Origin of the sequence: Bacillus sp. NPDC077027, assembly GCF_050269555.1 — a bacterium.
In the GTDB taxonomy this organism is placed as follows: Bacteria; Bacillota; Bacilli; order Bacillales; family Bacillaceae; genus Bacillus.
Genome location: NZ_JBNNIO010000006.1, coordinates 25170 through 50359, shown reverse-complemented (window position 1 = coordinate 50359; position 25190 = coordinate 25170). Strand labels below are relative to the sequence as shown.

The 25190-nt window shown below is 40.2% G+C and carries 21 protein-coding genes and 1 riboswitch; of the genes, 7 read left to right on the top strand and 14 right to left on the bottom strand.

The window, feature by feature from the left end; translation table 11 throughout:
• Window positions 1–6 precede the first annotated feature (6 nt).
• The 5 genes from ACQKEZ_RS16995 to ACQKEZ_RS16975 form a co-directional block, all read right to left on the bottom strand.
• Complete coding sequence (locus ACQKEZ_RS16995) at window positions 7–681, bottom strand: amino acid ABC transporter permease (RefSeq protein WP_427302823.1); 675 nt, start codon at window positions 679–681, stop codon at window positions 7–9.
• A 21-nt stretch (window positions 682–702) separates the two neighbouring features.
• Entirely contained in the window at window positions 703–1503 is an 801-nt protein-coding gene (locus ACQKEZ_RS16990; RefSeq protein WP_427302821.1) for a transporter substrate-binding domain-containing protein, read from the bottom strand.
• 19 nt (window positions 1504–1522) lie between these two features.
• On the bottom strand, window positions 1523–2032 hold the full coding sequence (locus tag ACQKEZ_RS16985) for a GNAT family N-acetyltransferase (protein WP_427302819.1): 510 nt from the start codon (window positions 2030–2032) through the stop codon (window positions 1523–1525).
• A 17-nt stretch (window positions 2033–2049) separates the two neighbouring features.
• Window positions 2050–3375 carry an LLM class flavin-dependent oxidoreductase gene (locus tag ACQKEZ_RS16980; RefSeq protein ID WP_427302817.1) on the bottom strand — a complete coding sequence of 442 codons (1326 nt, stop codon included), beginning with the start codon at window positions 3373–3375 and terminating at the stop codon, window positions 2050–2052.
• Window positions 3376–3584: 209 nt separating this feature from the next.
• Window positions 3585–5372 (bottom strand): right-handed parallel beta-helix repeat-containing protein, encoded by a 1788-nt coding sequence (locus ACQKEZ_RS16975; protein ID WP_427302815.1) that lies wholly within the window; start codon window positions 5370–5372, stop codon window positions 3585–3587.
• 268 nt (window positions 5373–5640) lie between these two features.
• Here ACQKEZ_RS16975 and ACQKEZ_RS16970 point away from each other — a divergent pair, with 268 nt between their 5' ends.
• Complete coding sequence (locus ACQKEZ_RS16970; RefSeq protein ID WP_427302813.1) at window positions 5641–7134, top strand: peptide MFS transporter; 1494 nt, start codon at window positions 5641–5643, stop codon at window positions 7132–7134.
• Window positions 7135–7178: 44 nt separating this feature from the next.
• On the opposite strand, the gene ACQKEZ_RS16965 is transcribed toward ACQKEZ_RS16970, so the two are convergent.
• From ACQKEZ_RS16965 to ACQKEZ_RS16945, 5 genes are all read right to left on the bottom strand, one after another.
• Window positions 7179–8612, bottom strand: a complete 1434-nt coding sequence (locus ACQKEZ_RS16965; protein WP_427302811.1) for an amino acid permease — start codon at window positions 8610–8612, stop codon at window positions 7179–7181.
• Window positions 8613–8965: 353 nt separating this feature from the next.
• On the bottom strand, window positions 8966–9391 hold the full coding sequence (locus ACQKEZ_RS16960) for a hypothetical protein (protein WP_427302809.1): 426 nt from the start codon (window positions 9389–9391) through the stop codon (window positions 8966–8968).
• Window positions 9381–10577, bottom strand: coding sequence for an MFS transporter (locus tag ACQKEZ_RS16955; protein ID WP_427302807.1), 1197 nt, complete (start codon window positions 10575–10577; stop codon window positions 9381–9383). The genes ACQKEZ_RS16960 and ACQKEZ_RS16955 overlap by 11 nt, the downstream gene beginning before the upstream one ends.
• On the bottom strand, window positions 10574–11203 hold the full coding sequence (locus ACQKEZ_RS16950; RefSeq protein ID WP_427302805.1) for a dienelactone hydrolase family protein: 630 nt from the start codon (window positions 11201–11203) through the stop codon (window positions 10574–10576). Before ACQKEZ_RS16950 ends, ACQKEZ_RS16955 begins: the two co-directional genes overlap by 4 nt.
• 51 nt (window positions 11204–11254) lie before the next feature.
• Window positions 11255–12517 (bottom strand): cytochrome P450, encoded by a 1263-nt coding sequence (locus ACQKEZ_RS16945; RefSeq protein WP_427302803.1) that lies wholly within the window; start codon window positions 12515–12517, stop codon window positions 11255–11257.
• Between the two features lie 292 nt (window positions 12518–12809).
• A riboswitch (purine riboswitch) is annotated at window positions 12810–12911 on the bottom strand.
• A gap of 441 nt (window positions 12912–13352) precedes the next feature.
• Between ACQKEZ_RS16945 and tcyA the strand changes: the two genes are divergently transcribed.
• The 3 genes from tcyA to ACQKEZ_RS16930 are packed head-to-tail and all read left to right on the top strand — an operon-like array spanning window position 13353 to window position 15603.
• Window positions 13353–14168, top strand: coding sequence for a cystine ABC transporter substrate-binding lipoprotein TcyA (gene tcyA, locus ACQKEZ_RS16940; protein WP_427302801.1), 816 nt, complete (start codon window positions 13353–13355; stop codon window positions 14166–14168).
• Window positions 14155–14847, top strand: a complete 693-nt coding sequence (locus tag ACQKEZ_RS16935) for an amino acid ABC transporter permease (protein ID WP_427302799.1) — start codon at window positions 14155–14157, stop codon at window positions 14845–14847. Before tcyA ends, ACQKEZ_RS16935 begins: the two co-directional genes overlap by 14 nt.
• A 12-nt stretch (window positions 14848–14859) precedes the next feature.
• Window positions 14860–15603 (top strand): amino acid ABC transporter ATP-binding protein, encoded by a 744-nt coding sequence (locus ACQKEZ_RS16930; RefSeq protein WP_427302797.1) that lies wholly within the window; start codon window positions 14860–14862, stop codon window positions 15601–15603.
• 133 nt (window positions 15604–15736) lie between these two features.
• Here ACQKEZ_RS16930 and ACQKEZ_RS16925 read toward each other — a convergent pair whose 3' ends face one another.
• From ACQKEZ_RS16925 to ACQKEZ_RS16915, 3 genes are all read right to left on the bottom strand, one after another.
• On the bottom strand, window positions 15737–16021 hold the full coding sequence (locus tag ACQKEZ_RS16925; RefSeq protein ID WP_427302795.1) for an AbrB/MazE/SpoVT family DNA-binding domain-containing protein: 285 nt from the start codon (window positions 16019–16021) through the stop codon (window positions 15737–15739).
• Between the two features lie 122 nt (window positions 16022–16143).
• On the bottom strand, window positions 16144–16707 hold the full coding sequence (locus ACQKEZ_RS16920) for a class D sortase (protein WP_427302793.1): 564 nt from the start codon (window positions 16705–16707) through the stop codon (window positions 16144–16146).
• A 12-nt stretch (window positions 16708–16719) separates the two neighbouring features.
• Window positions 16720–20736, bottom strand: coding sequence for an isopeptide-forming domain-containing fimbrial protein (locus ACQKEZ_RS16915; protein WP_427302791.1), 4017 nt, complete (start codon window positions 20734–20736; stop codon window positions 16720–16722).
• Window positions 20737–21327: 591 nt separating this feature from the next.
• Here ACQKEZ_RS16915 and ACQKEZ_RS16910 point away from each other — a divergent pair.
• Window positions 21328–21972: a YczE/YyaS/YitT family protein gene (locus tag ACQKEZ_RS16910; RefSeq protein WP_427302789.1), complete on the top strand. Its 645-nt coding sequence runs from the start codon at window positions 21328–21330 to the stop codon at window positions 21970–21972.
• A 117-nt stretch (window positions 21973–22089) separates the two neighbouring features.
• Entirely contained in the window at window positions 22090–22782 is a 693-nt protein-coding gene (locus tag ACQKEZ_RS16905) for a 4'-phosphopantetheinyl transferase family protein (protein ID WP_427302788.1), read from the top strand.
• Here ACQKEZ_RS16905 and ACQKEZ_RS16900 read toward each other — a convergent pair.
• Window positions 22779–24116: a PLP-dependent aminotransferase family protein gene (locus ACQKEZ_RS16900; protein WP_427302786.1), complete on the bottom strand. Its 1338-nt coding sequence runs from the start codon at window positions 24114–24116 to the stop codon at window positions 22779–22781. The two genes, ACQKEZ_RS16905 and ACQKEZ_RS16900, sit on opposite strands and share 4 nt — an antisense overlap.
• A gap of 134 nt (window positions 24117–24250) precedes the next feature.
• On the opposite strand from ACQKEZ_RS16900, the gene ACQKEZ_RS16895 reads away from it, so the two are divergent.
• Window positions 24251–25168, top strand: coding sequence for a DMT family transporter (locus tag ACQKEZ_RS16895; protein ID WP_427302784.1), 918 nt, complete (start codon window positions 24251–24253; stop codon window positions 25166–25168).
• The last annotated feature ends 22 nt before the right edge of the window (window positions 25169–25190 follow it).

Here is a 25190-nt window from a genome sequence, read left to right as displayed (position 1 = left end):
CACCTCCTAATTCCGGTAAGGTTTGCTGATTTTACGTTCAAACATATCTTGCAAGAAGCTATAAATGATCGTCAGTACCCAGTACACAATACCGACAGCTAAATATGTTTCAAAATATTTATAGTTGGCAGATGCGATCATTTTACCTTGCGCAAACATTTCAGCCACACCAATCGTGAACGCAAGTGATGTTTCTTTTAAAAGTCCAATAAACGTGTTTCCCGTTGCTGGAATTGCATTTCTTATAGCCTGTGGGAAAATGATGCGTATATAAGACTGCCATCTTGTCATACCAACAGATAGGCAGGCTTCCAATTGTCCCTCATCCACGGAATTGAGTGCAGCTCTGAAGATTTCTGATAAATAAGCTGAGTTTTTAATACTTAATCCGATAATGACCGCTGTTAAAGCATCCATAGACGTCATCGCAGGGAAAAGCTGCGGAAGACCAAAATAAATGAGAAAGAGCTGAACCAAAGTTGGAACCGCTCTGAAAAATGAAATATACAGCTTGGCAAATTGATAAAGGACAGGTATCCGATTTTTGGTGATGAGTGCGAATACCAATCCAATGATGATGGCAAATACCATAGAGACAACCGCCATGAGGATCGTTATCGGCAAATATCCAATCAGTGTCGGAAAAACCGTCACCATATACTGCCAATCAATTTTATTCATGTCTGTTCACCGCCGCTGTCCTTATTTTTTAATCGGTACGGTGACATCATCTTTGAAATATTTCTCAGACAATTTCTTCAACGTTCCGTCTTTTCTTAATTCTTTAATTGCTTTGTTAAATTCTTTTCTGAGCTTGTCATGCTTTTCGTCTTTGGCAAAAGGATAGCCCACTTCTTCGTAAACAATTGGGGCGCCAACAATTTTAAGCGGCAAACCTGTCTTTTCAATTTGTGCAAGCAGGACACTTCGTCCATTCACATATGCATCGACTCGACCGTTTGCTACTTCATTTAAAACACCATCTTGCGTTTCATACGTTTTGATGTTGATTTTCTTATCTGGGTCTTTGCTTTCTAAGTTTTTGGCATGGTTTGAGCCAAGTACTGCTGCAACCGTTTTTCCTTTTAGATCATCTAAACCTTTGATGTCGTTATTGTCTTTTCTCACGATGATTTGCGTCCCTGCATAAGCATACGTATCTGTGAAATTGAATGTTTGTTTACGCTCATCTGTGACTGCGACTTGGTTTGACACTGTGTCCAGTTTTCCAGAGGTCAACTGTCCCATTAATCCGCTGAATTCGCTTAGCTGCCAATCTAGTTTGTAGCCAAGCTTTTTCGCAACGGCTTCGGTTACTTCAACATCAAATCCAACAAGCTTTCCGTTCTCTTTGTAGGCGAATGGATAGCTTTGTCCAGTTGCCCCCACTTTTAGTACTTTTTCTTCTGATTTGCCATCACTTTGATTACTATTGCTTCCGCAAGCTGCGAGAACTGCGAGCATCGCGGCAAAAAGAACGACTAACCATTTTTTACTTTTCATTTTTTTAACCTTCTTTCTTCTACTGTTGTGTTTGTGATATATCTGATCGTAGCTGTTTTTTGAAGTAAACGGTCGTATGACCTTTTCCTAAATCTTTTGTCCCTGCTTGAACATAACCTTTTCGCTCATACATTCCAATGAGCCAAGGATGTTTATCAGCAGTTCCAAGAGACACAAATGGCACTTTTAATGTATCTCTTAAAATGTGGGTTTCTATCCATTGAAGAAGCATGGACCCTGTTCCCTTTTTGGCACTTGGTTCTGACGCAAACCACCAAATATGCGGTACGCCGAATGGGCCAGGTTGCTCTCCCCAAGGCATACGCAATGACAAAGTAGAAATCATTCGTCCATCCTCTTCCATCACATAGCACGCATTCTTTTGAATATTTTGTTGTACAAGACCAAGGTCAGCATGCGCCGCTGAAAAATTGATGCCAAGTTCGCGAATTGGCTCATAGGCTCTTCTTGTTAGTTCAAGAAGTGCTTCGCTATCTGCCTCTGTTGCCAGGCGAAATGTGTAGCCCATCGTTTGTCACCTCTTCTTTATTCAGTGTAGCGATTCTTTGGCTCTCGTAATCCTAGATTCTCTCTAAGGGTTTGACCTGTGTAGTCTGTTTTGAATAGCCCTCTCTCCTGAAGGATCGGGACAACACGGTCAACAAATAAATCAAGCCCCTCTGGTAATAATGGAGGCATTACATTAAAGCCGTCCGACGCTTCCTCTTTGAGCCATTGTTCCATCACATCGGCTAACTGAGTCGGTGTTCCAATGAAGATATTGTGCCCTCTAGATCCAGCAACTGATTGATAAAGCTGACGAATGGTTAGGTTATCTTTTCTCGCCATATTGAGTACGAGTTCAAAACGACTTTTTACTGCATTTGATGTACTTGGGTCAATATCAGGTAATGGACCATCCAGTGGATATTGCGATAAGTCAATGCCGCCTAAATAGTTTTGCAAAATGCTGAGTCCAATTTCAGGTACAATTAATTCTTGTAGCTCTTCATATTTCTTTTTCGCCGCTTCTTCTGTGTCAGCAAGGATTGGAAAGATACCTGGCATAATGCTGACTTCGTCCCTTGAACGTCCCGCTGCTTCTACTTGATCCTTTAACCCTTTGTAAAATTCCTTTGCCTTCTCTATATCATTTTGCGCTGTGAAAATAATTTCAGCCGTTTTTGCCGCAAGCTTCTGGCCATCTCCTGATGAGCCGGCTTGAATGATCACAGGCTGTCCTTGTGGTGTACGAGATACATTCAGTGGGCCTCTTACTGAGAAAAATTCCCCTTTGTGCTGAAGCTCATGAAGCTTCTCAGCCTCAAAAAATTCACCGGTTTTCTGATTTCGTACAAGTGCATCTTCTTCCCATGAATCCCATAAGCCTTTCACAACATCGACAAATTCTTCTGCGCGCTTGTAGCGCTTGTGATGCTCCAAATGCTGGTCTCCACTGAAGTTCTTTGCCGTTTCTTCAATAGAAGATGTGACCACATTCCAAGCAGCACGCCCGCCCGACAAATGATCGAGGGAAGCAAACTGTCTTGCGATATGAAATGGCTCACTATATGTAGTTGATGCCGTCGCTGCTAGACCAATCTTCGAAGTAGATTCAGCAATTGATGATAAAAGCGTAAGTGGCTCAAAACGTGTTAATACATTCGGATGTGATGTTTGATTAATGGACAAGCTGTCTGCTAGGAAAAAGAGATCCAGCTTTCCTTCCTCTGCCTTTTGTGCCAGTTGTTTAAAATAATCAAGATTCATTGCTGCGTTTGGTACTGCGTTCGGATGTCTCCAAGAAGCAACATGATGCCCAGTTCCTGCAATAAAGACACCTAACTTGAGTCTCCGTTCTTGTTGTGACACTAGTTTCTCATCCTTTCTATCTCATCACATGTGCATCTAGCTTGTCCATTCAATCGTACAAGCTACATTTTTCTGATTGATTTAATTGGTTTTAATCAGAAAAAAAGGGCAAATGTTGTGAAAAATTAAAAATAATTATTACTATATGCCCTTTTTTCTTGATTGTCAACTGCCCTTAGAACCTCCAAAATAAGGGATTTATTCACCTTTTAAGGAGATGGAATTTCAATATTTCCAACAAGCACATCGTTCGCATGTGTGATCATCTGACTGCGTTCCAAAATGTTGTGTGCAACGACAGAACCAATGGAGGATATTGTCCGTATGCCAACCGCGATTTTTGGTGATGCATTGATGATGTTGTTTCGCATGACCCTAGCTCCTTTTCCTTCATCAATATAGATCGAGATTGGCTGACCTAATGGACGATTCAAATAAAAACGATTGTCTCCAATCTGAGGCGATCCGTTTTTCACATAAATGACAACGAATACCGAAGATTCCTCAAATGTATTGGCACTGATGTCAATCGGTGCTGTCGTTGTGCTGTAGATCGCATAATTATGATAGTCTTTAAAGCTATTTTGACGAATGAATGCTTTTGCAGTACCCGTTATACTAATAGGATAAGAAGGAACAACATCAGGCTGTTTCTCTTGAATGAAATGATTGCCGTTCATATCCACTTTCCCATCCTGCACCCAAATACCTCTGCTAAATGATTTGAATTGATTATGCTGAATCAGAATATGCGTTCCTCTAATAATCGCTACATCTACAACGAAATGAACCGTGTTACCTGAGAATACGACGCTATCTGATTGAAACACTTTAAGTGCCGCACTTCTTAACTCTCCATTTTTACCTGTTTCAATATGATTCCCTTCAATCAATATTCGATTTGCTAGATAAACCAAAATGGCAGCGTTTTCAAATCGACTGATCTTATTCCCGATGATTTGTACACTGTCTCCTCTGACATCAATTCCCGTCTGAAATCCATGAATTATGTTGCCAATAATGATGACATCATTTTCTTCTTTGCTAAGCGAGACGCCTAAACTCGCTATCCCCGCTCTTGTCACACCGAGTCCACGTGCACAAATCAAGTTATTTGAAATGATGGTCTCTGTCCCAAATCCATAAGAAATACTGCTATCTGTTTGATTTCCTTCTATTACAACACCGTACCCATTGTAATTATAGATGGAGCTTGCCGCACCACCTCTCACAATATTATTACGTATCGTAATATTGAGCGGCTCCTCCAGATCAATGTTACCTTCACCATAGCCCTCAATATCAATGCCCATGCGGGGTTCTACACCACCGATACCCGCCTTTTCAATGAGACAGTCTTCAATGATGACGCCATCACAGCCAGTAATTGATATATTATTCCGCCTTGATTCTGCAATGGTGCAACTAGATACTTTAATTGAAGTTGACGGTGTATAGGCATTGGTATTACTCGTTAACACTCCTTGAGGGCCTATGATCACACCATCTCCCGTGCATTTTTCAATTTGAATGCCCATTAGGTTCACATTGGAAGCCCCTTCAATACAAATGCCAAATCCCCACTCATGTGTCATTCTAGAGGATGGTGTGGGCTTATATACATGCTCATCTCGATCCCCCTCAATCCGCCCGCCTGTTATGGTGATGTTTCGTTCTTTTCCTATATAAATGACAGAGTACCCCCATGAATCATTCGGCTTGGCCTTTAACACCGCATCTGAAGCCATCTCAATATAGATATCACTTGGAACCCGAATTCCCGCATTTCGAAACGGTTGAAAAGCATCTCCTTCATACGTAGGATCAATTAAATATGTGCCGCTTGGCAACCACACATGAGAATACCCCTGTGATTTTGTCCATTTTAAACATTCATTGAGCATGGCTGTACAATCTGTCTCACCATCTGCTATCACACCAAAATCTGCGACATTCACAATGGTTTTATTCATGTCAGGCCCATTCAACTCTCCCAAATGATCTCCTCCTTTTTCAAATCAGTGTTTCCCTTTGTATTCATATGCAAGTGGAGGTGGTGCCGCTTGTACAATCGTTTAAAATTTAGTTAAATTTTTCCATAATATTATATAACATTTTTTATATTAGAAAAATTAACGCTCAAATTGGGACTTTAAACCCTTTCAGTCTAATATTTTCTTGTTTTAGAATAGTTTTATATTGACAAAATAACTATATAAGAATATCATTTTTTGATATCTCTTTTTTGAAGAAAGGATTTATACCATGACTACAATTGATCACGATCAGGTTGTTAAAAGTGTTCCACAAAAGGGATTTTTCGGACACCCTAAGGGACTTTACACGTTGTTTTTCACAGAATTTTGGGAGCGGTTCTCCTACTATGGGATGCGTGCGCTTCTTATTTATTACATGTATACAGAGGTGACAAAAGGCGGACTTGGTTTCGACCAAACGACTGCCAATTCGATTATGTCTGTGTATGGTGCACTTGTGTACATGTCAGGCATCATTGGCGGCTGGCTAGCGGATCGCATTCTCGGCTCATCCAATACCGTCTTTTACGGCGGTGTCTTGATTATGCTCGGACACATTATCCTTGCATTGCCAAGCGGGGCAACTGCTCTTTTTATTAGTATGGCCTTGATTATTATTGGAACAGGTCTCCTCAAGCCAAACGTTTCCAATATTGTCGGTGACTTATACTCAAAAACAGATTCTCGTCGCGATTCAGGCTTTAGCATCTTCTATATGGGGATCAATATGGGTGGATTTATTGCCCCATTAATTGTCGGAACACTCGGTCAAAGAGTGAATTTCCATCTCGGTTTCTCTCTTGCGGCAGTTGGGATGCTCATTGGATTAATTACATTTGTTGTCACGAAGAAACCGAACCTTGGTCTTGCCGGTACGTATGTATCGAATCCTCTCTCTACTAAAGAACGCAAAAACTTAAAAATACTAGGTACCGGGTTTGTCATTGTACTTGCAGCTGTTTTTGTATGGGGGATTCAAACAGGTCGTTTAACCATTGATTTGTTCACGTGGTTTGTCAGTATCCTTGGTGTGATGATTCCAATCATCTATTTTATTGCGATGTACTTTAGTAAAAAAACGAGCAAGGTTGAGCAATCACGTATCTTAGCCTATATTCCTTTGTTTCTTGCTTCTGTGATGTTTTGGGCGATTCAAGAACAAGGTTCAAATATACTAGCGACCTATGCAGATAAACGAACAAACCTTGATTTCTTCGGAATGACACTCGCTTCATCATGGTTCCAATCACTCAATCCGATTTTTATCGTTCTGTTATCTCCTGTATTTGCATGGCTATGGGTGAAACTTGGGAAAAAACAGCCATCCACACCGATTAAATTTTCGTTCGGTTTGCTGTTTGCTGGATTATCCTTTGTCATCATGATCATTCCAGCATATATGGCAGGACCGAACACATTGGTAAGTCCGATTTGGCTCGTTCTTAGCTTCCTTCTTGTGGTCATCGGTGAGCTTTGCTTATCTCCAGTTGGATTATCAGCAACAACGAAGCTTGCACCTGCTGCATTTTCAGCACAGACCATGAGCCTTTGGTTCCTTTCAAATGCCATGGCACAAGCGATCAACGCTCAAGTTGTCAAGCTGTTTGACAAAGTGCCAGAAACGATCTATTTTGGCATCATCGGCTCCATCGCCATCATCCTTTGTGTCATCATGATTGCCATTTCGCCAATCATTAAAAGAGCCATGAAAGGTGTTCAATAAACACAAAAAGCCAACCGCAATTCGGTTGGCTTCTTTTCATTGTCTTAAAATCTAATGTCATCGTCACCGCGTATTTGCAATTTAAGCGGTTCACCTTTCGGCTGATGTTTTTTGACATATAGGTGATAAATCACATAGCCGATGAGCATCAGAGGTACACCGACATATAATCCAATGCGTTGCTCAGAGTCAAATGCAAGACTGATGAGGACGATTGTATTTAAGGTAAGCGCTACGATCGGCAGTACAGGATATAAAGGCGTTTTGAATTTCAGATTTTCTAGTTGACCGCCCGCCTTGATATATTTCTTTCGAAAGAACAACTGTGAAATTGTGATCGTCATCCACCCCGCCTGTGCACTCATACCTGCTATCGATACAATCCACATAAAGACCGTTTCTTCTGCAAAGAATCCCGACAGTAAGGAGATACCCGTAAATAGAAATGTGAGAAGCAATGCATTCATTGGGATCCCTCTTTTATTCACCCTGCGGAACGCCTTCCCTGCCATGCCTTCTTTAGACAAGGAATACAGCATTCTTGTTGATGCATACAATCCAGAATTGGCTACAGATAATAAAGCAATCAAAATGACAAAGTTCATGAGATCTGCCGCATATGGAATACCAATTCGTTCAAATACAGTGACAAATGGGCTTTCTAACACACTCGCTTCTTTCCAAGGCACCATCCCAGCAAGCACAAATACAGATAAGACGAAAAAGACAAGCGTCCGCCATACCGTTTGATGAATCGAACGAGGCACTGTCTTTTCTGGATTTTCACTTTCTCCTGCTGCGATCCCGATTAATTCTGTCCCCTGAAATGCAAAGTTGACAGTGATCATCGTCACCACAACTGCCATCAAACCATTTGGAAATACACCATCACTCACGAAGTTGCTTAAGTACGGTGCAGCCTGTCCACCCGTCGTTTGAATCAATCCAAACATAGCCGCACCACCAAGCGCGATAAACAATAAGATCGCCACAATCTTAATCGTAGAAAAGAAAAACTCCGATTCACCAAATGCCTTGGCAGACAGCGCATTTAATATGAACAGTAATGCCCCAAACATCAAGCACCAGATCCATACATCTACATGCGGAAACCAGCGTTTCATCAACTGCCCTGCTGATAAAAACTCAAGGGCCACGGTGGCCGCCCATCCAAGCCAATATATCCACCCAACAGCAAATCCTACCGAAGGACTAACAAATTTTGTCGCATACGTATGAAAGGAACCAGAAACAGGAAGTGCAACAGATAGCTCACCAAGACAAAGCATGGTTAAGTACATAATCAATCCGCCCACTAAATAGGAAAGAACCGCACCTATCGGACCAGCCTGTCCAATGGTAAAACCCGTTCCTAGGAAAAAGCCTGTGCCAATCACGCCACCAAGTGAAATCATAAACAAATGACGTGATGTCATCGCTCTTTTTAATTGTTCTGGCTGATTTTGTCCAACACCCACTATGTGGCCTCCTTCTTCTTAGATGTCATTTATTTAAACATGTGTCTCCATGTCATTCATTCCATTTTTAAAATAACCTATTAATTATACATCTTTTATAATAATTATGCTTCCTTCTAAAGTCACTACATCAAAGTCTTTATTTTACTAATCTTCACACAAATAAAACGATGCCATTTGATCATTTGTTGCAAACCAACAGAGAGTGTCTCAAGTAATAACTGAGCACACACTTCTTCTATAAGTAATCAGACCTTTTTCAGAAAAAATAAAACCAGTGTGCACCGGTAGAATACCTTCACACACTGGTTGCCGTTCCGTCTATGACGGGGTAAAACCATCTAAGTTAGACATCATCGCAAAAAAGCAATTGAGAAGATCATTGATGTAAATCCTTCTTTAGCATAACCAACGTTGCAATGATAAATAAAACCCGTTTGACTTTTTTCAATTCTCATACCAGATAAATGGTCATGATAACCGATCATTCTTTCTTCTTCCCATACATTGAATATGTTGACAGTGCCTTCAGAGCATTTAATGATGTGTTCTTTATTTACTCGATCTTCCCATAATATCAAGGTTCTCTCTTTTTCACCGCCACTTACTGTTAAGCCATTCTCAGAAATTAGAACCACACCCTGCCTTCTCGAGGAAGCTGAACTGTGTATCTTGAGCTGTATCAACTGATCTTTCGAAAAATGAACAACATCCGTTCTGACGATCCCTTCCAAGCTATCATCGAACACACGGATCTCCTTCTCTTTTTTAATTTGCATGGATCTGACTCTCCTCAGTACATTTTTTCTGATCACTTTGATCTAACTGATTCTTTAATGTCACTTTCAACAAATAAACCAAAATAAAACACGGCATACAAATGAGCGCCATCCCTAAGAACGCAAAAGAAGGTGATATGGAAAATAGATACCCACTCACAATTGTCAAAAGTCCGTTACCAAGACTCAAACCTAAAGCTGCATATAACCCGTGTGCATAAGGGAAAAATTTATTATCTATGTTTTTGTCCAAATACTTCATATAGGCTACTTGAGTGAGACCGAATGTAAAGGCATGGAGAAATTGAGACACAATAAAAATCATTAAATGATCAAACAGAAACAGCAGCATCCATCGTACAACAGACGCAGAAATACTAAACACCAATAGTGTCGTCACGTTCTTCTTTTTAAATAGAGCATCTGATATGAAAAAGAAGACAATTTCTGCGATCACCGCTATTAATAAAAGAAATCCAACAAACTCCGTTTGAACGCCTATACCTCCTAGAAAAAGTACGGCGTAGCTGTAATATGCTGCATGTGCTGATTGTAAAATGACACAAAGGAGCAACACTAAAATAAATGACTTTGATTGAAATAGTTTTACTAAACTTATACCAGCGGATTCGTTTTTTTCCTGTAGGGTGCGCGGTGCTCTTAAAGATGCCAAAAGAGCAAACATGATCGTACTGACAATCATGATGTAGATAATGGCCTGTTCCCCTAATAGAGAAATGATGATACCAGTAAGTGATAAGGCGACGATGTACCCTAATGACCCGTATGACCTGCTACGACCATACGTAATCTCATGCCTCTTCAGGAGTCTTGATGCCATTGCTTCGTGCATAGCTAAAGGCATAGGATAGAGAAGACTTAATAAAAAAGTCATCACAACAACCGTCATAAAGCTACTCGTTGGTATGAGAAGAGCAAAGAAGATCACAGATAAGAAAGCAACCATTTGGTTTAATCGCGCCAAACTTATATACTTACTTGCTAACGGAAACAGGAAGAATGTCGTAATCGCGCGAGTAAGTAAACCAGTCGCAATCACTATCCCCGCTTGATCAGCTGTGAAATTCTTATCTGTTACAAGCCACACCGACCAATAAGGCACGAATATGCCGAATGTGAAAAAGAAGCCGAAAAACTGCATGGACATCCATTTATGAGCATTCATTTTCTCCCTACCGTTCGATCATTTTTCAATTTTGAATGCGTCATTATAAAATCATACGTTTGATGAAAGCAATGACTTTTAGAGACTGCATCAAAAGCCGTAGAATATTGATTTGTAAAGCCATGCTTCCCCTCTATCATGATCACTTGAAGCTTATTCTTTTTCTCCAATACTCCCAAAACATCCTGAGGGTCAAAAGATGTCTCTATCGTAGGGAAAAATAATAACGTCTTACATTTAGGCGTGATGTCGAGATAATCTCTTATTCTCGAACCATAAAAACCAATGATGCCAGTAAACAAATGCCCATAATGACTACAAAGCCAAGCAACTGTTGCCCCGACACTAAAACCTAATACGAAGATGTTTGTACACCTTTTTTTAAGATGGTTCGCCATCCTAAGAACATCTTCTAAAGCTCGCTCAAAACCAACTTCATTCATAAAGTGTTGATATGCCTCATCCTCACTTACATAATTGAAGCTTTTAACTTCGCCCAATAAATGAGGACAATAAACATCAAAACCAGCTCTTTCAAAGTGATTGATGATACTCTTCATATGACCATTTATGCCGTAAATTTCATGTATTAAGATGATGGCTGGTTTTTGGTTAGATGTTTGCAAATGACCATCCTTCCCTTCATGAGAATAGAGAAATAAGAGGTTCTATTCCCTCTATTTACTTTGATTCACTTTCACCTCCATATGTAAAATGCCTGTGAATGTTGGATTAGATGTCCACTCCGGCTTTTCAATGTCGTATAAAGGCTGTATATCTGGACACCGAGTGATGACCTCTTTCAGTATTTCCATGATTTCCGCACGGGCAAATGCCGCTGCGATACACGTATGATACCCCCCGCCAAAGGCCATATGACGAAACCCTTTACGAGTTATATCCATTTTCTCTGGATGTTCAAAAACCCTTTCATCTCTTCCAGCAGATGCTAGGAAAAAGTACACAGAATCGTTCTTCTTTATTTGTTGCCCATGCAACTCAATATCTTCTGATGCATGTCTGACAATATATTGGATGGGGCCCTCTAGCCTCATTGTTTCATCTAAAATTTTAGGTAATAGCGACATATCCTTTTTCAGTAGTTCGAGTACATCCTGATGTTTAAATAGCAAATGTAATGAATTACTGAGCACAAACTGAGGTATTTTATGTCCACCAAAAATCAAATGCATCGTCTGAGCGATTAATTGATCATCTGTTAACTCTCCATCGACACCTGGCGTATCAGAAATAAGGCGACTTAACAGATCATTTTTCTTCTCTTTTCTTCTTTCAGCAATGGCGTTTGATAAATACTCATAAATTTCTTTCACACTTCCTCTGACCTGTTCACTAATCTCTTTGCTAGGAACATGAGACACGACAAAGTTTTGCATAAATAAGGCGATGTCATCAGACCATCTAATAAACTTGTTTACTTCTCCCCCTGGTATACCTAGCATTTTACAAAGAACCATAGCGGGAATAGGGTGAGCGATTTCTTCTACAAAATCAAAAGACTCTGCGTTTTGCTCTAGCACACGATCAATAATACTTGCGACAATTTTCTTAATTTCTGGGGTGATTAATTCAATTTCATTTACCAAAAAAGCACGATTCATATAGCCCCTCAGCTGTGTATGATCAGGTCGATCATGATAAACCATCCATGTTTTAATGATGTCAGTGATATCTTTAAAATGCTTGTCTTCCCCTTCCGCTAAATTACTCATTTTGAGTGGAATGACGTTACTGGATATAAATCGATCCCCCGGAAGATTTGTTGTCATGTCGCTATATCTCGTAATGAACCACGACTTCATTTCTTCATTCCAATATACAGGAGCTTCATTTCTTAATTGCTTGTAAATGGCATATCGATTTTCAAAATAGTCCTCACTATACAAACTAAACTGCTTAACACTTTGTTCTGTTTTCATGTTCACCATCATCCCTCCTATTTTGCATGCAAAAAACCCCATTGATTCAGTTCTACTCGTGAAATTGCTAGAACTTTTGCTGTCTCATCCTTTATGTTTGGCACATAAAAAAACCAAGATAAAGAAGAACCTGCCGCCGTAAAAAAAGAATAGCGAGATACGTTCTACTTGATCTTGATCTCAGAGAATGCATGATTGAAACGAATCATAGATGGGGTTATTAGAAATATAAACATGTATTCTAATAGGCGAGAAAACGATGTAGTTTCCTTCATTTTTCCTATAAGTCAGATTAAGTAACAATTTTTCTCGTAGTCTAATTCTTTACGGGAACTAGGTAGAGACTCTCAGACCATATTTCTGAAGGTATACGAGTATTGCTTCCTACATAAAAATTGAATCAATTGTCAAAAATACCTTTAAAATACTTTTTTGACGTTTCTTATCATAACACATTTCCCATTAAATAGGTAATGGAAACGAAGTATTTTCTACAAAAAGTGAAAAAAACGGCTCACCTAGGTATTCCCTTACAGTTGATTGACTGATACCTATATTTATCCCCGTTTATGTTTGAGACCTTTTCGTTAGCCTATCATTCGTTTGGTTTGATTGACCGTTTAATCAGGGTATATTCATACGGATAGATCATTGCTTTTTTTCAATGAATCGTAGCTTATTGGTTGTCTATCCGAGCCATTCGATACTAAAAGAATGCTGATGTGGGCATAAAGTTCATAAGATTCGTTCAAGATAATTTCAAATGCTTTACTTTTAGGTTGCATCTCTGTAAGATCATATGTTGTAAATACCAACAAGAAAAGTGGGGAATAAGATGAAAAAAGTGTTCTTTGCCATCATTTTAGGAGCTTGCTTTGCTTTGATCACTGCATGTGGGTCTGCAGCAAACGACAGCTCAAATAAACAAACTGGTTCAAAGGAAACAGGTGACCTTTGGAAGTCTATTAAGGATAAAGGCGTATTAACAATTGGAACAGAAGGTACATACGCACCTTTCACATTCCATGACAAAAAAACGGATAAACTGACTGGCTATGATGTAGAAGTCATCACAGAAGTTGCGAAACGTCTTGACCTAAAGCCTGAATTCAAAGAAACACAATGGGATAGCATGTTTGCAGGACTGAATTCGAAGCGTTTTGATGTCGTCGCAAACCAAGTCGGTAAAACAGGTCGCGAAAAGCAATATGATTTCTCTGACGTATACACAACATCACAAGCGATTGTCGTAACAAAGTCAGACAACAACGACATCAAGAAATTAGAAGATGTCAAAGGAAAAACAGCCGCACAATCACTAACAAGTAACTACAATAAACTAGCAACAGATGCAGGTGCAAAAATTGAAGGTGTAGAAGGACTTGCACAATCTATTCAATTGATCCAGCAAGGGCGTGCTGATTTAACATTTAATGATAAGCTTGCTGTACTGAACTATTTAAAAACAAGCGGAAATAAAAACCTAAAAGTAGCATTCGAAACGGGAGATCCACAGGAAACATACTTCGCCTTCAGAAAAGGCAGCGGTGAGGTTGTTGATAAGGTCAATAACGCACTGAAAGAAATGAAGAAAGACGGTACTCTCGCGAAGATTTCAAAGAAATGGTTTGGCGAAGATGTTACAAAGTAACATCCTAGGAGTCGACATTCCATGGGATCTTCTTCAGCAATCTTTTTGGCCAATGGTATCGCAGGGAATTTATTATACAATTCCCTTGGCCATTCTTTCATTTGTGATCGGTATTTTCATTGCGCTTGTCACAGCACTCGCTAGAATGTCAAAAGTGAATATATTAAGATGGATTTTCTCTATTTATGTGTCGGCTGTCCGTGGTACACCACTGTTTGTGCAATTGTTTATTATTTTCTATTTCTTCCCGACATTTAATATCACACTTGATCCATACCCAAGTGCCATTATCGCTTTCTCGCTGAATGTTGGCGCTTATGCATCAGAGATTATTCGTGCCTCTGTACTATCTGTACCAAAGGGGCAGTGGGAAGCGGGCTATTCCATCGGTATGACCCACCGAAAAACGTTGGTACGGGTCATTTTACCGCAAGCCGTTCGTGTCTCCATTCCGCCTTTGTCAAACTCTTTTATTAGTTTGGTGAAGGATACATCACTGGCTTCACAAATACTCGTGGCTGAGCTTTTCCGTAAATCTCAGGAAATTGCAGCGGCGAATCTCGACCAAATTTTGTTTATTTATATGGAAGCTGCATTTATCTACTGGGTGTTCTGCTTCATCTTATCGCTCTTCCAGCATCAAATTGAAAAGAGACTTGACCGGTATGTCGCAAGGTAAGGAGGGGAAAACATGCTAACGGTAAAAAACTTAAAGAAATCCTTTGGCGAAAATGAAATCTTAAAGTCGATCAATTTAACGATCAACAAGGGGCAAGTCGTAGCGATTCTCGGCCCATCTGGGTCAGGAAAAACAACGATGCTCCGCTGTCTAAATGCACTAGAAATCCCCGATGGCGGTTCCTTTACCTTCGATGATTTTTCCATTGATTTTTCAAAGAAGAACAAACAATCAGACCTACTAAAGCTTCGCCGGAAATCAGGCATGGTTTTTCAAGATTATCACCTTTTTCCTCATCGCACTGTACTTGAGAATGTGATGGAAGGACCTGTTCATGTTCAGCACAAGCAAAAAGAAACAGTGAGAAAAGAAGCGATTCAATTGCTACAAAAAGTGGGCCTCGAAGAAAAAATGGATCTGTATCCATTCCAGCTATCTGGTGGACAACAGCAGCGCGTTGGCATTGCCCGTGCACTTGCGATTCAGCCAGAATTGATGCTCTTTGATGAACCGACCTCTGCTCTTGATCCTGAGCTTGTTGGTGAAGTATTAAAGGTCATGAAAGACCTTGCTAGCGAAGGCTGGACAATGGCGGTCGTCACACATGAAGTGAAATTCGCACAAGAGGTCGCAGATGAAGTCATCTTTATTGATGGCGGCGTCATCGTAGAACAAGGACCACCACACGAAATCTTCAAACACCCAAAAGAAGAACGCACAAAACAATTCTTAAATCGTATTTTAAATCCAGTATGACTGAAAAAACCTGCCAATGGGCGGGTTTTTTTATCGAGAGGCAGATGCAACAAAATGCTTATAAGATAGAAAACGTGAAATAAGCTACTCCTACAATAGAGTAGCTTAATGCATTCAAACAATTATGTAAGCATTAGATTTCCTTCTTTAATCGCAATGCGAGTAAGTCTTGTAAAAGCAGTCTTGCTCCCTCAGGACTGATGATAACGCCCCCAGACAACACCTTATTGTCATTCGTAACATTCCCTGTGACAACGCACGCTTTTTCTTTCCAATAAGGTTGAAGAACAATTTGATCTTCTTCAACGAATATTTCTATAAAGTCTTGCGGTTTGATTTTCAATCGTTTCCTGATTTCTGTTGGCAACACCACTCGACCAAACTTATCTATTTTTCTAATGACTTCTTCTCTTTCCAAAAAAGACCCCTCCTCCATCTTCTTTTACTTTTGTGACAAAGATCGTCCTAAAGATGATGTGGAAACATGTTCTCTTTCCTCATTTGAAAGGAATAGTCGCAGGTCCACCCTGCGACTATTCATCAAACTCGTTTTCCATAAATGATATATCTTTTGGGTGCAGGACCTATATATGAAAAAGGATAACAAGTTGTCAAAATGAGTTCTTCTTTGTCTTGTTGTAGTGTGATGATGGATGTGTCATTCTTATCAACAATTTTCATCGTTTCAATTTCATATAAAAAGTCTCCATAAGGCAGCTTCATTGTTAGTTGGTCACCTTTTTTCAGCTCACCTGTCCGCCGAAAAACTGTGTCACGATGGCCTGATAGGACTATTTGTCCATTTTCATTAGGCAAATAGCTTTCTTTAAAATGACCAACACCTTTTGCTAAATCCTCAGCATCTGTACCTTCTACAATCGGTAATTTGGCACCTAATCTCTCTATCTCTAAGATACCAATTGCATCACCCACTTCAGGCATAAAGGCAGATGAATCCTTATGTGTTTGCAGTTCAACCAACGCTCGTGCAGACTGTAACGTTGCGTTTACTTGCTTTTGTCCATCAATCATCTTCCAATATTCATAACCACAGATCAGTAAGCCAATTGTGATGAGTATACCGGGAATGAGTTTTTTCATCATGTGATGGTCTATCTATGCATTTCTTTTTCTTCTCGCCCACCAGATCGCGAGGCCGCTCAAAATCAGACCAATTCCAACGAGAAGTAAGTTATACATCGCTGTTGCTGTATTCGGCAGTTGATTTCCAGGTGAACCTTCATTTGGTGTGGCCGTTCCTGGCTGCTCTCGTTTACGTTCAACGGTCACGTGATTTTGTGGTTTATTCGGTTTATCGACATTGTCCGCTTTGACTTCTGCGATGTTTTTAATGGTTTTCCCTTCATAGCCCGTTGCTACTTTCGCTTCAAAGGTCACTGTATGCCAGTCTGTATTCTTCACATCGCCAAACTGACCAAATACCGTACCATCTGTGTAATCGCCGTTATCTTTGTCTTTTGCATCTGTCACTACTTGTCCATCTACTTGTAGTGAGCCTGTGACATATTCTAGACCTTCTGGCAATTGATCAGAAATCACAAGGTCTTTAATGACGCTGTCCTCAGTGGTGTTTTTTGCTTTAATTGTGTAAAGTAGTGTGTCGCCTACTTCTGGATGCTCTTTATCTGTATTTCCATCTGCTTTTTTCTGAATAAAGGCTGATTTTTCTGATTCAAGTTTTGGTGCTCGTGGATAGATTTCCGTTTCTGTTGTTGGTTTGTCTGGTGGTGTATTACCTCCAGTGACCTCAGCTGTATTCTTGATGTCCTTGCCAGATTGCCCTTTGGCAACCGTCACTTCAAACGTCACTGTATGCCAGTCTGTGTCCTTTACATCACCAAACTGACCAGATACCGTACCATCTGTGTAATCGCCGTTGTCATTATCTTTCGCATCTGTCACTGCTTGTCCATCTACTTTCAGTGAGTCTGCGACATATTCTAGACCTTCTGGCAATTTGTCAGAGATCACAAGATCTTTGATCAGACTATCTTCTGTTATGTTTCGTGCTTTAATTGTGTAAAGTAGTGTGTCGCCTACCTCTGGATGTTTCTCGTCCTTATTGCCTTCTCCCTTTTGTTTCAATTCTGCTGTTTTTTCTGATTCAAGCTTTGGATCACGTGGATAGATTTCCGTTTCTGTTGTTGGTTTGTCTGGTGGTGTATTACCTCCAGTGACCTCAGCTGTGTTTTTGATGTCCTTGCCAGATTGCCCTTTGGCAACCGTCACTTCAAACGTCACTGTATGCCAGTCTGTGTCCTTTACATCACCAAACTGACCAGACACCGTACCATCTGTGTAATCGCCATTGTCTTTGTCTTTTACATCTGTCACTGCTTGTCCATCTACTTGTAGTGAACCTGCGACATACTTTAGACCTTCTGGCAATTGATCGGAAATCACAAGATCTTTGATCAGACTATCTTCTGTTATGTTTCGTGCTTTAATTGTGTAAAGTAGTGTGTCGCCTACCTCTGGATGTTTCTCGTCCTTATTGCCTTCTCCCTTTTGTTTCAATTCTGCTGATTTTTCTGATTCAAGCTTTGGATCACGTGGATAGATTTCCGTTTCTGTTGTTGGTTTGTCTGGTGGTGTATTACCTCCAGTGACCTCAGCTGTGTTTTTGATGTCCTTGCCAGATTGCCCTTTGGCAACCGTCACTTCAAACGTCACTGTATGCCAGTCTGTGTCCTTTACATCACCAAACTGACCAGACACCGTACCATCTGTGTAATCGCCATTGTCTTTGTCTTTTACATCTGTCACTGCTTGTCCATCTACTTGTAGTGAACCTGCGACATATTCTAGACCTTCTGGCAATTTGTCAGAGATCACAAGATTTTCAATTAAACTATCTTCGATGGTGTTTTTTGATTTAATCGTGTAAAGAAGTGTATCGCCTACTTCTGGGTGCTCTTTATCCTTATTTCCTTCCGCCTTTTCGAGAATGGTCGCTGTTTTTTCTGATTCAAGTTTGGGATCACGTGGATAGATTTCCGTTTCTGTTGTTGGCTTGTCTGGTGGTGTATTACCTCCAGTGACCTCAGCTGTATTCTTGATGTCCTTGCCAGATTGCCCTTTGGCAACCGTCACTTCAAACGTCACTGTATGCCAGTCTGCGTCCTTTACATCACCAAACTGACCAGATACCGTACCATCTGTGTAATCGCCGTTGTCTTTGTCTTTCGCATCTGTCACTGCTTGTCCATCTACTTGTAGTGAACCTGCGACATATTCTAGACCCTCTGGCAATTTGTCAGAGATCACAAGATTTTCAATTAAGCTGTCTTCGATGGTGTTTTTTGATTTAATCGTGTAAAGAAGTGTATCGCCTACTTCTGGGTGCTCTTTATCTGTATTTCCATCTGCTTTTTTCTGAATAGAAGCTGATTTCTCTGATTCAAGCTTGGGATCACGTGGATAAATTTCCGTTTCTGTTGTTGGCTTGTCTGGGTCTGTGTTATCAGTTGATACGTTTGCTGTATTCTTGATGTTCTTTCCTGATTGCCCTTTGGCAACCGTTACTTCAAAAGTCACCATGTGCCAATCTGCATCTTTCACATCACCGATTTCACCTGTCACAGTCCCGTCTGTCACATCACCGTTATCGTCATCCTTAGCATCAGTGGCTGCTTGTCCATCTACTTTAAGTGAGCCTGCAGCGTATACCAATCCTTCAGGTAGCTGATCAGAAATCACTAAGTTTTCAATCAAGCTGTCTTCGACTGCATTTCGAGCTTTAATCGTGTAAAGTAGTGTATCACCTACTTCTGGATGCTCTTTATCTGTGTTTCCATCTGCTTTTTTCTGAATAGAGGCTGATTTCTCTGATTCAAGCTTTGGATCACGCGGATAAATTTCCGTTTCTGTTGTTGGCTTGTCTGGGTCTGTATTGTCACCTTTGACATTTGCGGTGTTCTTAATATCTTGACCTGCCTGTCCTTTTGCCACTTTGGCTTCGAATGTGACAGTATGCCAATTTCTATCCTTCACATCACCAACGTGACCGCTTACTGTTCCATTCGTATAGTCGCCATTGTCATTATCTTTCGCATCTGTCACTGCTTGGCCATCAACTTTTAATGAGCCTGCGACATAATTCAAGCCACTAGGTAATTGGTCTGAAATGACGAGATTTTTCAACACGCCATATTGCACAGTGTTTTTTGTTTTGATGGTATAAAGAAGCGTATCTCCTACTTCTGGATGCTTCTCGTCTGTATTGCCATTCGCTTTTTGCGCAATGGATACTGATTTTTCTGATTCGAGCTTTGGAGGATATGGGTCAAATTCTGGTTTTACACGTGATGCGAGGTCGTAAGAAAGGGATTCACCTGCATTCCCCAGATAAGTGGTACTTAATGTTTTGGCATCAAGTGTATAAAGGGTAGTGTGTCCAATAGATGCATTCGCTCCTGAGGATAAAAGCATCTGCCCATTAGGCAAAAAGCTAATCCCTCTGACTCCACCGTCAATTGCTTTGCCATCTGCATTCGTAATCGGAATCACACGTATGACTTCGGCTGTGTCAGGGTTCATTTGTGCAATCGCTCCACTGCCATTTGAAGCGAACCATAGATAGCCATCTTTATCGACAACAAGATCCCCACCGACACCAGAGCCAATATCATAACCATCGATTTTCTTTGCTGTTTTTTGCCCAGTCGTTAAATCATAGGTTCCGAGGAAATAGGCTCCACCTGAGCTATATGAATGTATATATTTACCATTATAAACAACAGCATTAGAGGCTCCACCATCTAAGATTGCTACACGCTCTGCTTGTCCGGAAGTCGCATTAATTTTATATAGTTCATTATTACCACTTGCTGTTGTAAGAGCATAGACAACATTCGCCTGATCATCTACAGCTACGCCATTCACTATATTCGAATTGATTCCTTTTACCTGAACACTCGCCTTTATATTTTTTGGATTATTCCCATCAAGCTGATAAAGAACTAACGGAGAACTTCCAATCATATATGAATCTGTATTATTCACAACAACCGTTCCTGCAGCCTGAGATACCGCTGGAGAAATCGCTAAAAGATTTCCGACAATCAACACAAAGATCAGACTTAATTTGAGCATTTTTTTGAACACATACATAAGACAGCCTCCCTTTTCGAACAAACTTAATGTGTATAAATCTATGTACCAGCTCACCTCCCGATACTTTGGTAAAGAATATCAAGAAGATTCCAGAAGCCCAACATGACTAAATAACTGTTTTCGACAAATATAGTTCTAAAGAAATACACCTCTTATCATGACTATAAATATGGTGTTTTTCCAAATAAAAAGAGGCTGTTTTGTCATGTTATTCAGATTTAAAGATCCTTACTATTAGGTCTATAGATTCGATTTACATACATTCTGTTCTAATTAAGGGTGTCTTTTCTTTATTAACCAAAAAAAAATGTTTTCCATTTAAAATTCCGTATTTTTTCATTTATGTTTTTAATAGGTATATTTTGGTTCTGTTTGTTAAAAAAAATAATTCAAAAGTCTCGACGAAAATTCAGCTTTTTTCGACTGATTTTGTTTATAAAATTGTGCTGAAATCAGCAATTTTATAAACAAGAAAGCGTTTTTGACTTTATCTTTGGAGTAAGCGATTACAATCGTGCACACCTATTTAAAGACGGATAAGAGTATGTTACGATGGGAATCGAGTGTTTTAGAAAGAAGGGAATGCTTTTGAAGCGGGAACATCTTTTACGTTGGTTTTTTTATTTTGTCGGATTAGTTGTGTTGGCATTTGGACTATCGCTTACGGTGAAAGGGAAAATTCTTGGCATTGGCCCTTGGGATGCCTTTCATTACGGACTTTTTCAGCATTTTGGTTTGACGATTGGTCAATGGTCGATCATCATTGGCGCTTTGATTGTGACATTAACGTCCATCTTTACGAAGTCATTTCCTAAGATTGGCGCTTTGATTAATATGGTACTTGTTGGGGTCTTTATTGATTTCTTTAATGCGATACTGCCTGCGCCACATGGTTATTTACCGGCCTTATATATATTTATGACAGGTATTGTAATCTCTGGCTATGGTGTTGGTATTTATGTATCTGCCAATCTTGGTGCCGGACCGAGGGATTCTTTAATGCTTCTCATCTCAGAGAAAACAGGACTGAATGTACAGTGGGTTCGTAATGGCATCGAATTAACAGTTCTCCTTTTTGCATGGTTGCTTGGAGGTCCAATTGGTGTCGGAACCATTTTAACAGCCATTTTAACGGGACTTGTGCTTCGTTTTTCACTGCCACAATCAACAAGTTTACTTCAATTACTCATAACAAAAACAGCTGAAAAGCCGGCACACTCCCTAATTAGATAGAAAGAAGCCATTCTTATAAGAATGGCTTTTCTTATATGAGAAAAAGACAGCACTTGTGGCTGTCATTTCATGTATTTGCTGCTTTTGGTACAATAAATGTAAAAAACGAGGGACTTTATGAAGATTTATGCCATCCGTTTACAACTTTTATGTGAAGAAGAAGAACTTGAACAAATCCAGCACCTCAAGCGATTCGTCTCTGAGCAAAAGCGCAAAGCTGCTGAAAGATTCCGTTTTCCGATTGATGCTAGACGAACACTCATTGGCGAGGTGCTCATTCGTCAGATTGTCCAAGAAACCTATCAAATTCCTTCTGATCAGATTGTGTTTGAAACAGAGGAAAATGGTAAACCGATCATTGCCGGATTGAAAAACTTCCACTTTAACCTGTCTCACTCCGGCCATTTTGTTGTCTGCGCAGTGAGTGACAAGCCTGTTGGCATTGATATTGAACAGGTGAAACCAATCGATTTAGACATCGCAAAACGCTTTTTTTCACCTCAAGAGTACGCAGATTTATTAACAAAGTCGACGAAAGATCAGATTCCATACTTCTTTCATTTATGGTCGATGAAGGAGAGCTTTATTAAACTAACAGGCAAAGGATTATCCTATGGGCTGTCCTCCTTTTCTGCACATCTGACAGCAGATGGTCAGGCTTCATTCAATTTACCAGAAGGTGAACCTGTTTGTTATGTCAAAGCGTATGATCTCGATCCAGCCTATAAAATGGCTGCTTGCTCAAGCGAATCAGCCTTACCCGATCATATTGAACTGCTGACATGTCACGATATCCTGTCTGCTACTTAAAACAGTGTGATCTGCTCAATGGTTTCTTTGATGAGGTCGGTTCCTTGCTTTAGCTGTTCTTCTTTGATATGCCATATGCTCAGCTTGAGGAGGTTCTCTTTTTTGATTGATTGGATATAGTGAGGACCAATAGGTTCTACTAGTACTGAACGTTCCTTTAACTTTTGAATGAGCTGGTTCATCGGGATGCTCCGATCTAATCGTAAATGGGTATGAGTTGCTGGCTGAAGTTCTCCAAGCTGATAGGCTTTGTGATCTTCTTTCATCAACTCTACAAGCTGGTTGGATCTGCTGATATATGTGGTGCGCATCCTTTCTATATGTCGTTCAAACATGCCACTTTTCAAGTAAATTTCAAGTGCTGCCTGTGACAACATGGAGCTATCAATATCAATGAGACGTTTATGTTCACTAAAAGGACCAATAAGCGCTTCTGGTAATACGACCGCACCCGTTCTCAGACCTGGAAAAATGATTTTAGAAAAGCTTTTTAAATAAATGACCTTTCCAGCCCGATCATATGCATAGATCGGGTCGCTTTTCGTTCCTATTTCTAAATCAGCCAAGTAATCGTCCTCTACGATATAGACATCGTATGTTTCGGCAAGCGCTGCAATCGCCTTTTTTTCTTTTTCAGAGAAGCTTGTGCCGAGAGGGTTTTGAAATCTTGGCATCGTATAGAAAAAACGAATATCTTCTTGCTGGAATAGCCGTTCCAGTTCTTGAAGATCAATTCCCTTATCTGTCCGCTTGATGCCACGAACGGGCAATTCGTTCTTTTCTAAATATTGAATGAATAGATGATAGCCTGGTTGTTCAACTAAAATAGTGTTTTTGCCATTAGGGAATGGAATCGTACTAAGAATCGCAAGTGCAAGCTGGATACCAGAGGTCATCACAATTTGCCTTTGATCGGCAAACACTTGATAATCGGTTAAACGTTTTGCAATGACAGGTAACAGAGAAGGCAGCCCATTTGCCGTTCCATATATAAATAAATCGTTTTGATAAATATCAATCGCCTTATTGATACAATGCTGAAAATCAACATATGGGAATACATCTGGATCAGGTGCAGATGAGGCAAAGTCAATCAATTGTGCTGACTGTGTTTTTACTGAGGGTCTATTCTTCACAACATAATAGCCACTTCTGGGAACTGAGTACAGCAGATGACTCTGTTCTAATTCTTCAAGTGCTCTGATGACGGTGCTTTTGCTTACTTCATATTGCTTTGCTAGTGTACGTATAGAGGGGATTTTGACGCCATCTGCAAATTCTCCCTGCTCGATTTTCCCTTTCAATGTACGGATGAGTTGATCATATTTTCTCACGGTTCTCTTCCCTTCTGTACCGGTACAGATGCTATTTTTTCATATTGTACACTGATCGCCTTCCGTTTACGATAAAAACATCCCGCCGGCAAATAAAAACTGGCGCATGCATGCACCGTTAAAGGAGATTAACCTTGAAATCTATCACACAAAAAGCCTATTCAGCCGCGATTTTATATGCCTGCATCATTGGGCTTTCATTTTTATTTGTCAAAATTGCGCTTACGTCTGCAAACCCAGTTGATTTGCTTGCTCACCGTTTTACGGTATCATTTGTAGCCGCACTTCTTCTATATCCTTTTTTACGAAAAAAATATCGTTTTTCCTTTCATTGGCGTGATCTTGCGATAATCGCACCACTAGCCATTTTTTACCCAATTTTATTCTTTGGGTTTCAAGTATGGGGGCTGACCTTTACCTCCTCTTCGGAAGCTGGTATTATTCAGGCATCCATTCCAATTTTCACGATGATTCTTGCTTCCTTGTTTTTAAAGGAACGGTCAACATGGAGACAGAAGGCCTTCACTGTCTTATCCGTAGCAGGTGTTGTACTCCTATTTGTCATGAATGGCATTGATATGCAGGCATCACACATGACTGGCTCACTGCTCATTTTCTTATCTGCACTCGCATCGAGTGCATATAGTGTGTTTGCACGAGCGCTAACACGCCGGTTTCATGTATTTGAACTGACGTGGATCATGACAATACTTGGTTTTGTCTCTTTTAATCTCATTACATTGATTCAGCACTCATCAAATGGGACCACGAGTCAATTTTTCATGCCTTTTACAGATGGTTCTTTCATATGGGCAGTGCTTTATTTGGGCATTTTCTCCTCCCTTGTGACCTCATTTTTATCTAATTATGCTTTGTCTATTCTGGAAGCAGCGAAGATGAGTTCGTTCACGAACCTGTCTGCCTTTATTACAATGGCAGCTGGCGCAATCATCCTACACGAATCAATTTATGCTTATCATATCTTCGGGGCTCTGATGATTGTCGTTGGCGTGATTGGAAGTAATTTCTCAAAACAAATAAAATCAGTTTAAATAAAAAGGCTATCGAACTTGT

Coding starts and splice junctions, on each gene's coding strand:
- ACQKEZ_RS16995 (WP_427302823.1), bottom strand. CDS start 681: ATGAATAAAATTGATTGGCAGTATATGGTGACGGTTTTTCCGACACTG.
- ACQKEZ_RS16990 (WP_427302821.1), bottom strand. CDS start 1,503: ATGAAAAGTAAAAAATGGTTAGTCGTTCTTTTTGCCGCGATGCTCGCA.
- ACQKEZ_RS16985 (WP_427302819.1), bottom strand. CDS start 2,032: ATGGGCTACACATTTCGCCTGGCAACAGAGGCAGATAGCGAAGCACTT.
- ACQKEZ_RS16970 (WP_427302813.1), top strand. CDS start 5,641: ATGACTACAATTGATCACGATCAGGTTGTTAAAAGTGTTCCACAAAAG.
- ACQKEZ_RS16960 (WP_427302809.1), bottom strand. CDS start 9,391: ATGCAAATTAAAAAAGAGAAGGAGATCCGTGTGTTCGATGATAGCTTG.
- ACQKEZ_RS16955 (WP_427302807.1), bottom strand. CDS start 10,577: ATGAATGCTCATAAATGGATGTCCATGCAGTTTTTCGGCTTCTTTTTC.
- ACQKEZ_RS16945 (WP_427302803.1), bottom strand. CDS start 12,517: ATGAAAACAGAACAAAGTGTTAAGCAGTTTAGTTTGTATAGTGAGGAC.
- tcyA (WP_427302801.1), top strand. CDS start 13,353: ATGAAAAAAGTGTTCTTTGCCATCATTTTAGGAGCTTGCTTTGCTTTG.
- ACQKEZ_RS16935 (WP_427302799.1), top strand. CDS start 14,155: ATGTTACAAAGTAACATCCTAGGAGTCGACATTCCATGGGATCTTCTT.
- ACQKEZ_RS16930 (WP_427302797.1), top strand. CDS start 14,860: ATGCTAACGGTAAAAAACTTAAAGAAATCCTTTGGCGAAAATGAAATC.
- ACQKEZ_RS16920 (WP_427302793.1), bottom strand. CDS start 16,707: ATGATGAAAAAACTCATTCCCGGTATACTCATCACAATTGGCTTACTG.
- ACQKEZ_RS16915 (WP_427302791.1), bottom strand. CDS start 20,736: ATGTATGTGTTCAAAAAAATGCTCAAATTAAGTCTGATCTTTGTGTTG.
- ACQKEZ_RS16905 (WP_427302788.1), top strand. CDS start 22,090: ATGAAGATTTATGCCATCCGTTTACAACTTTTATGTGAAGAAGAAGAA.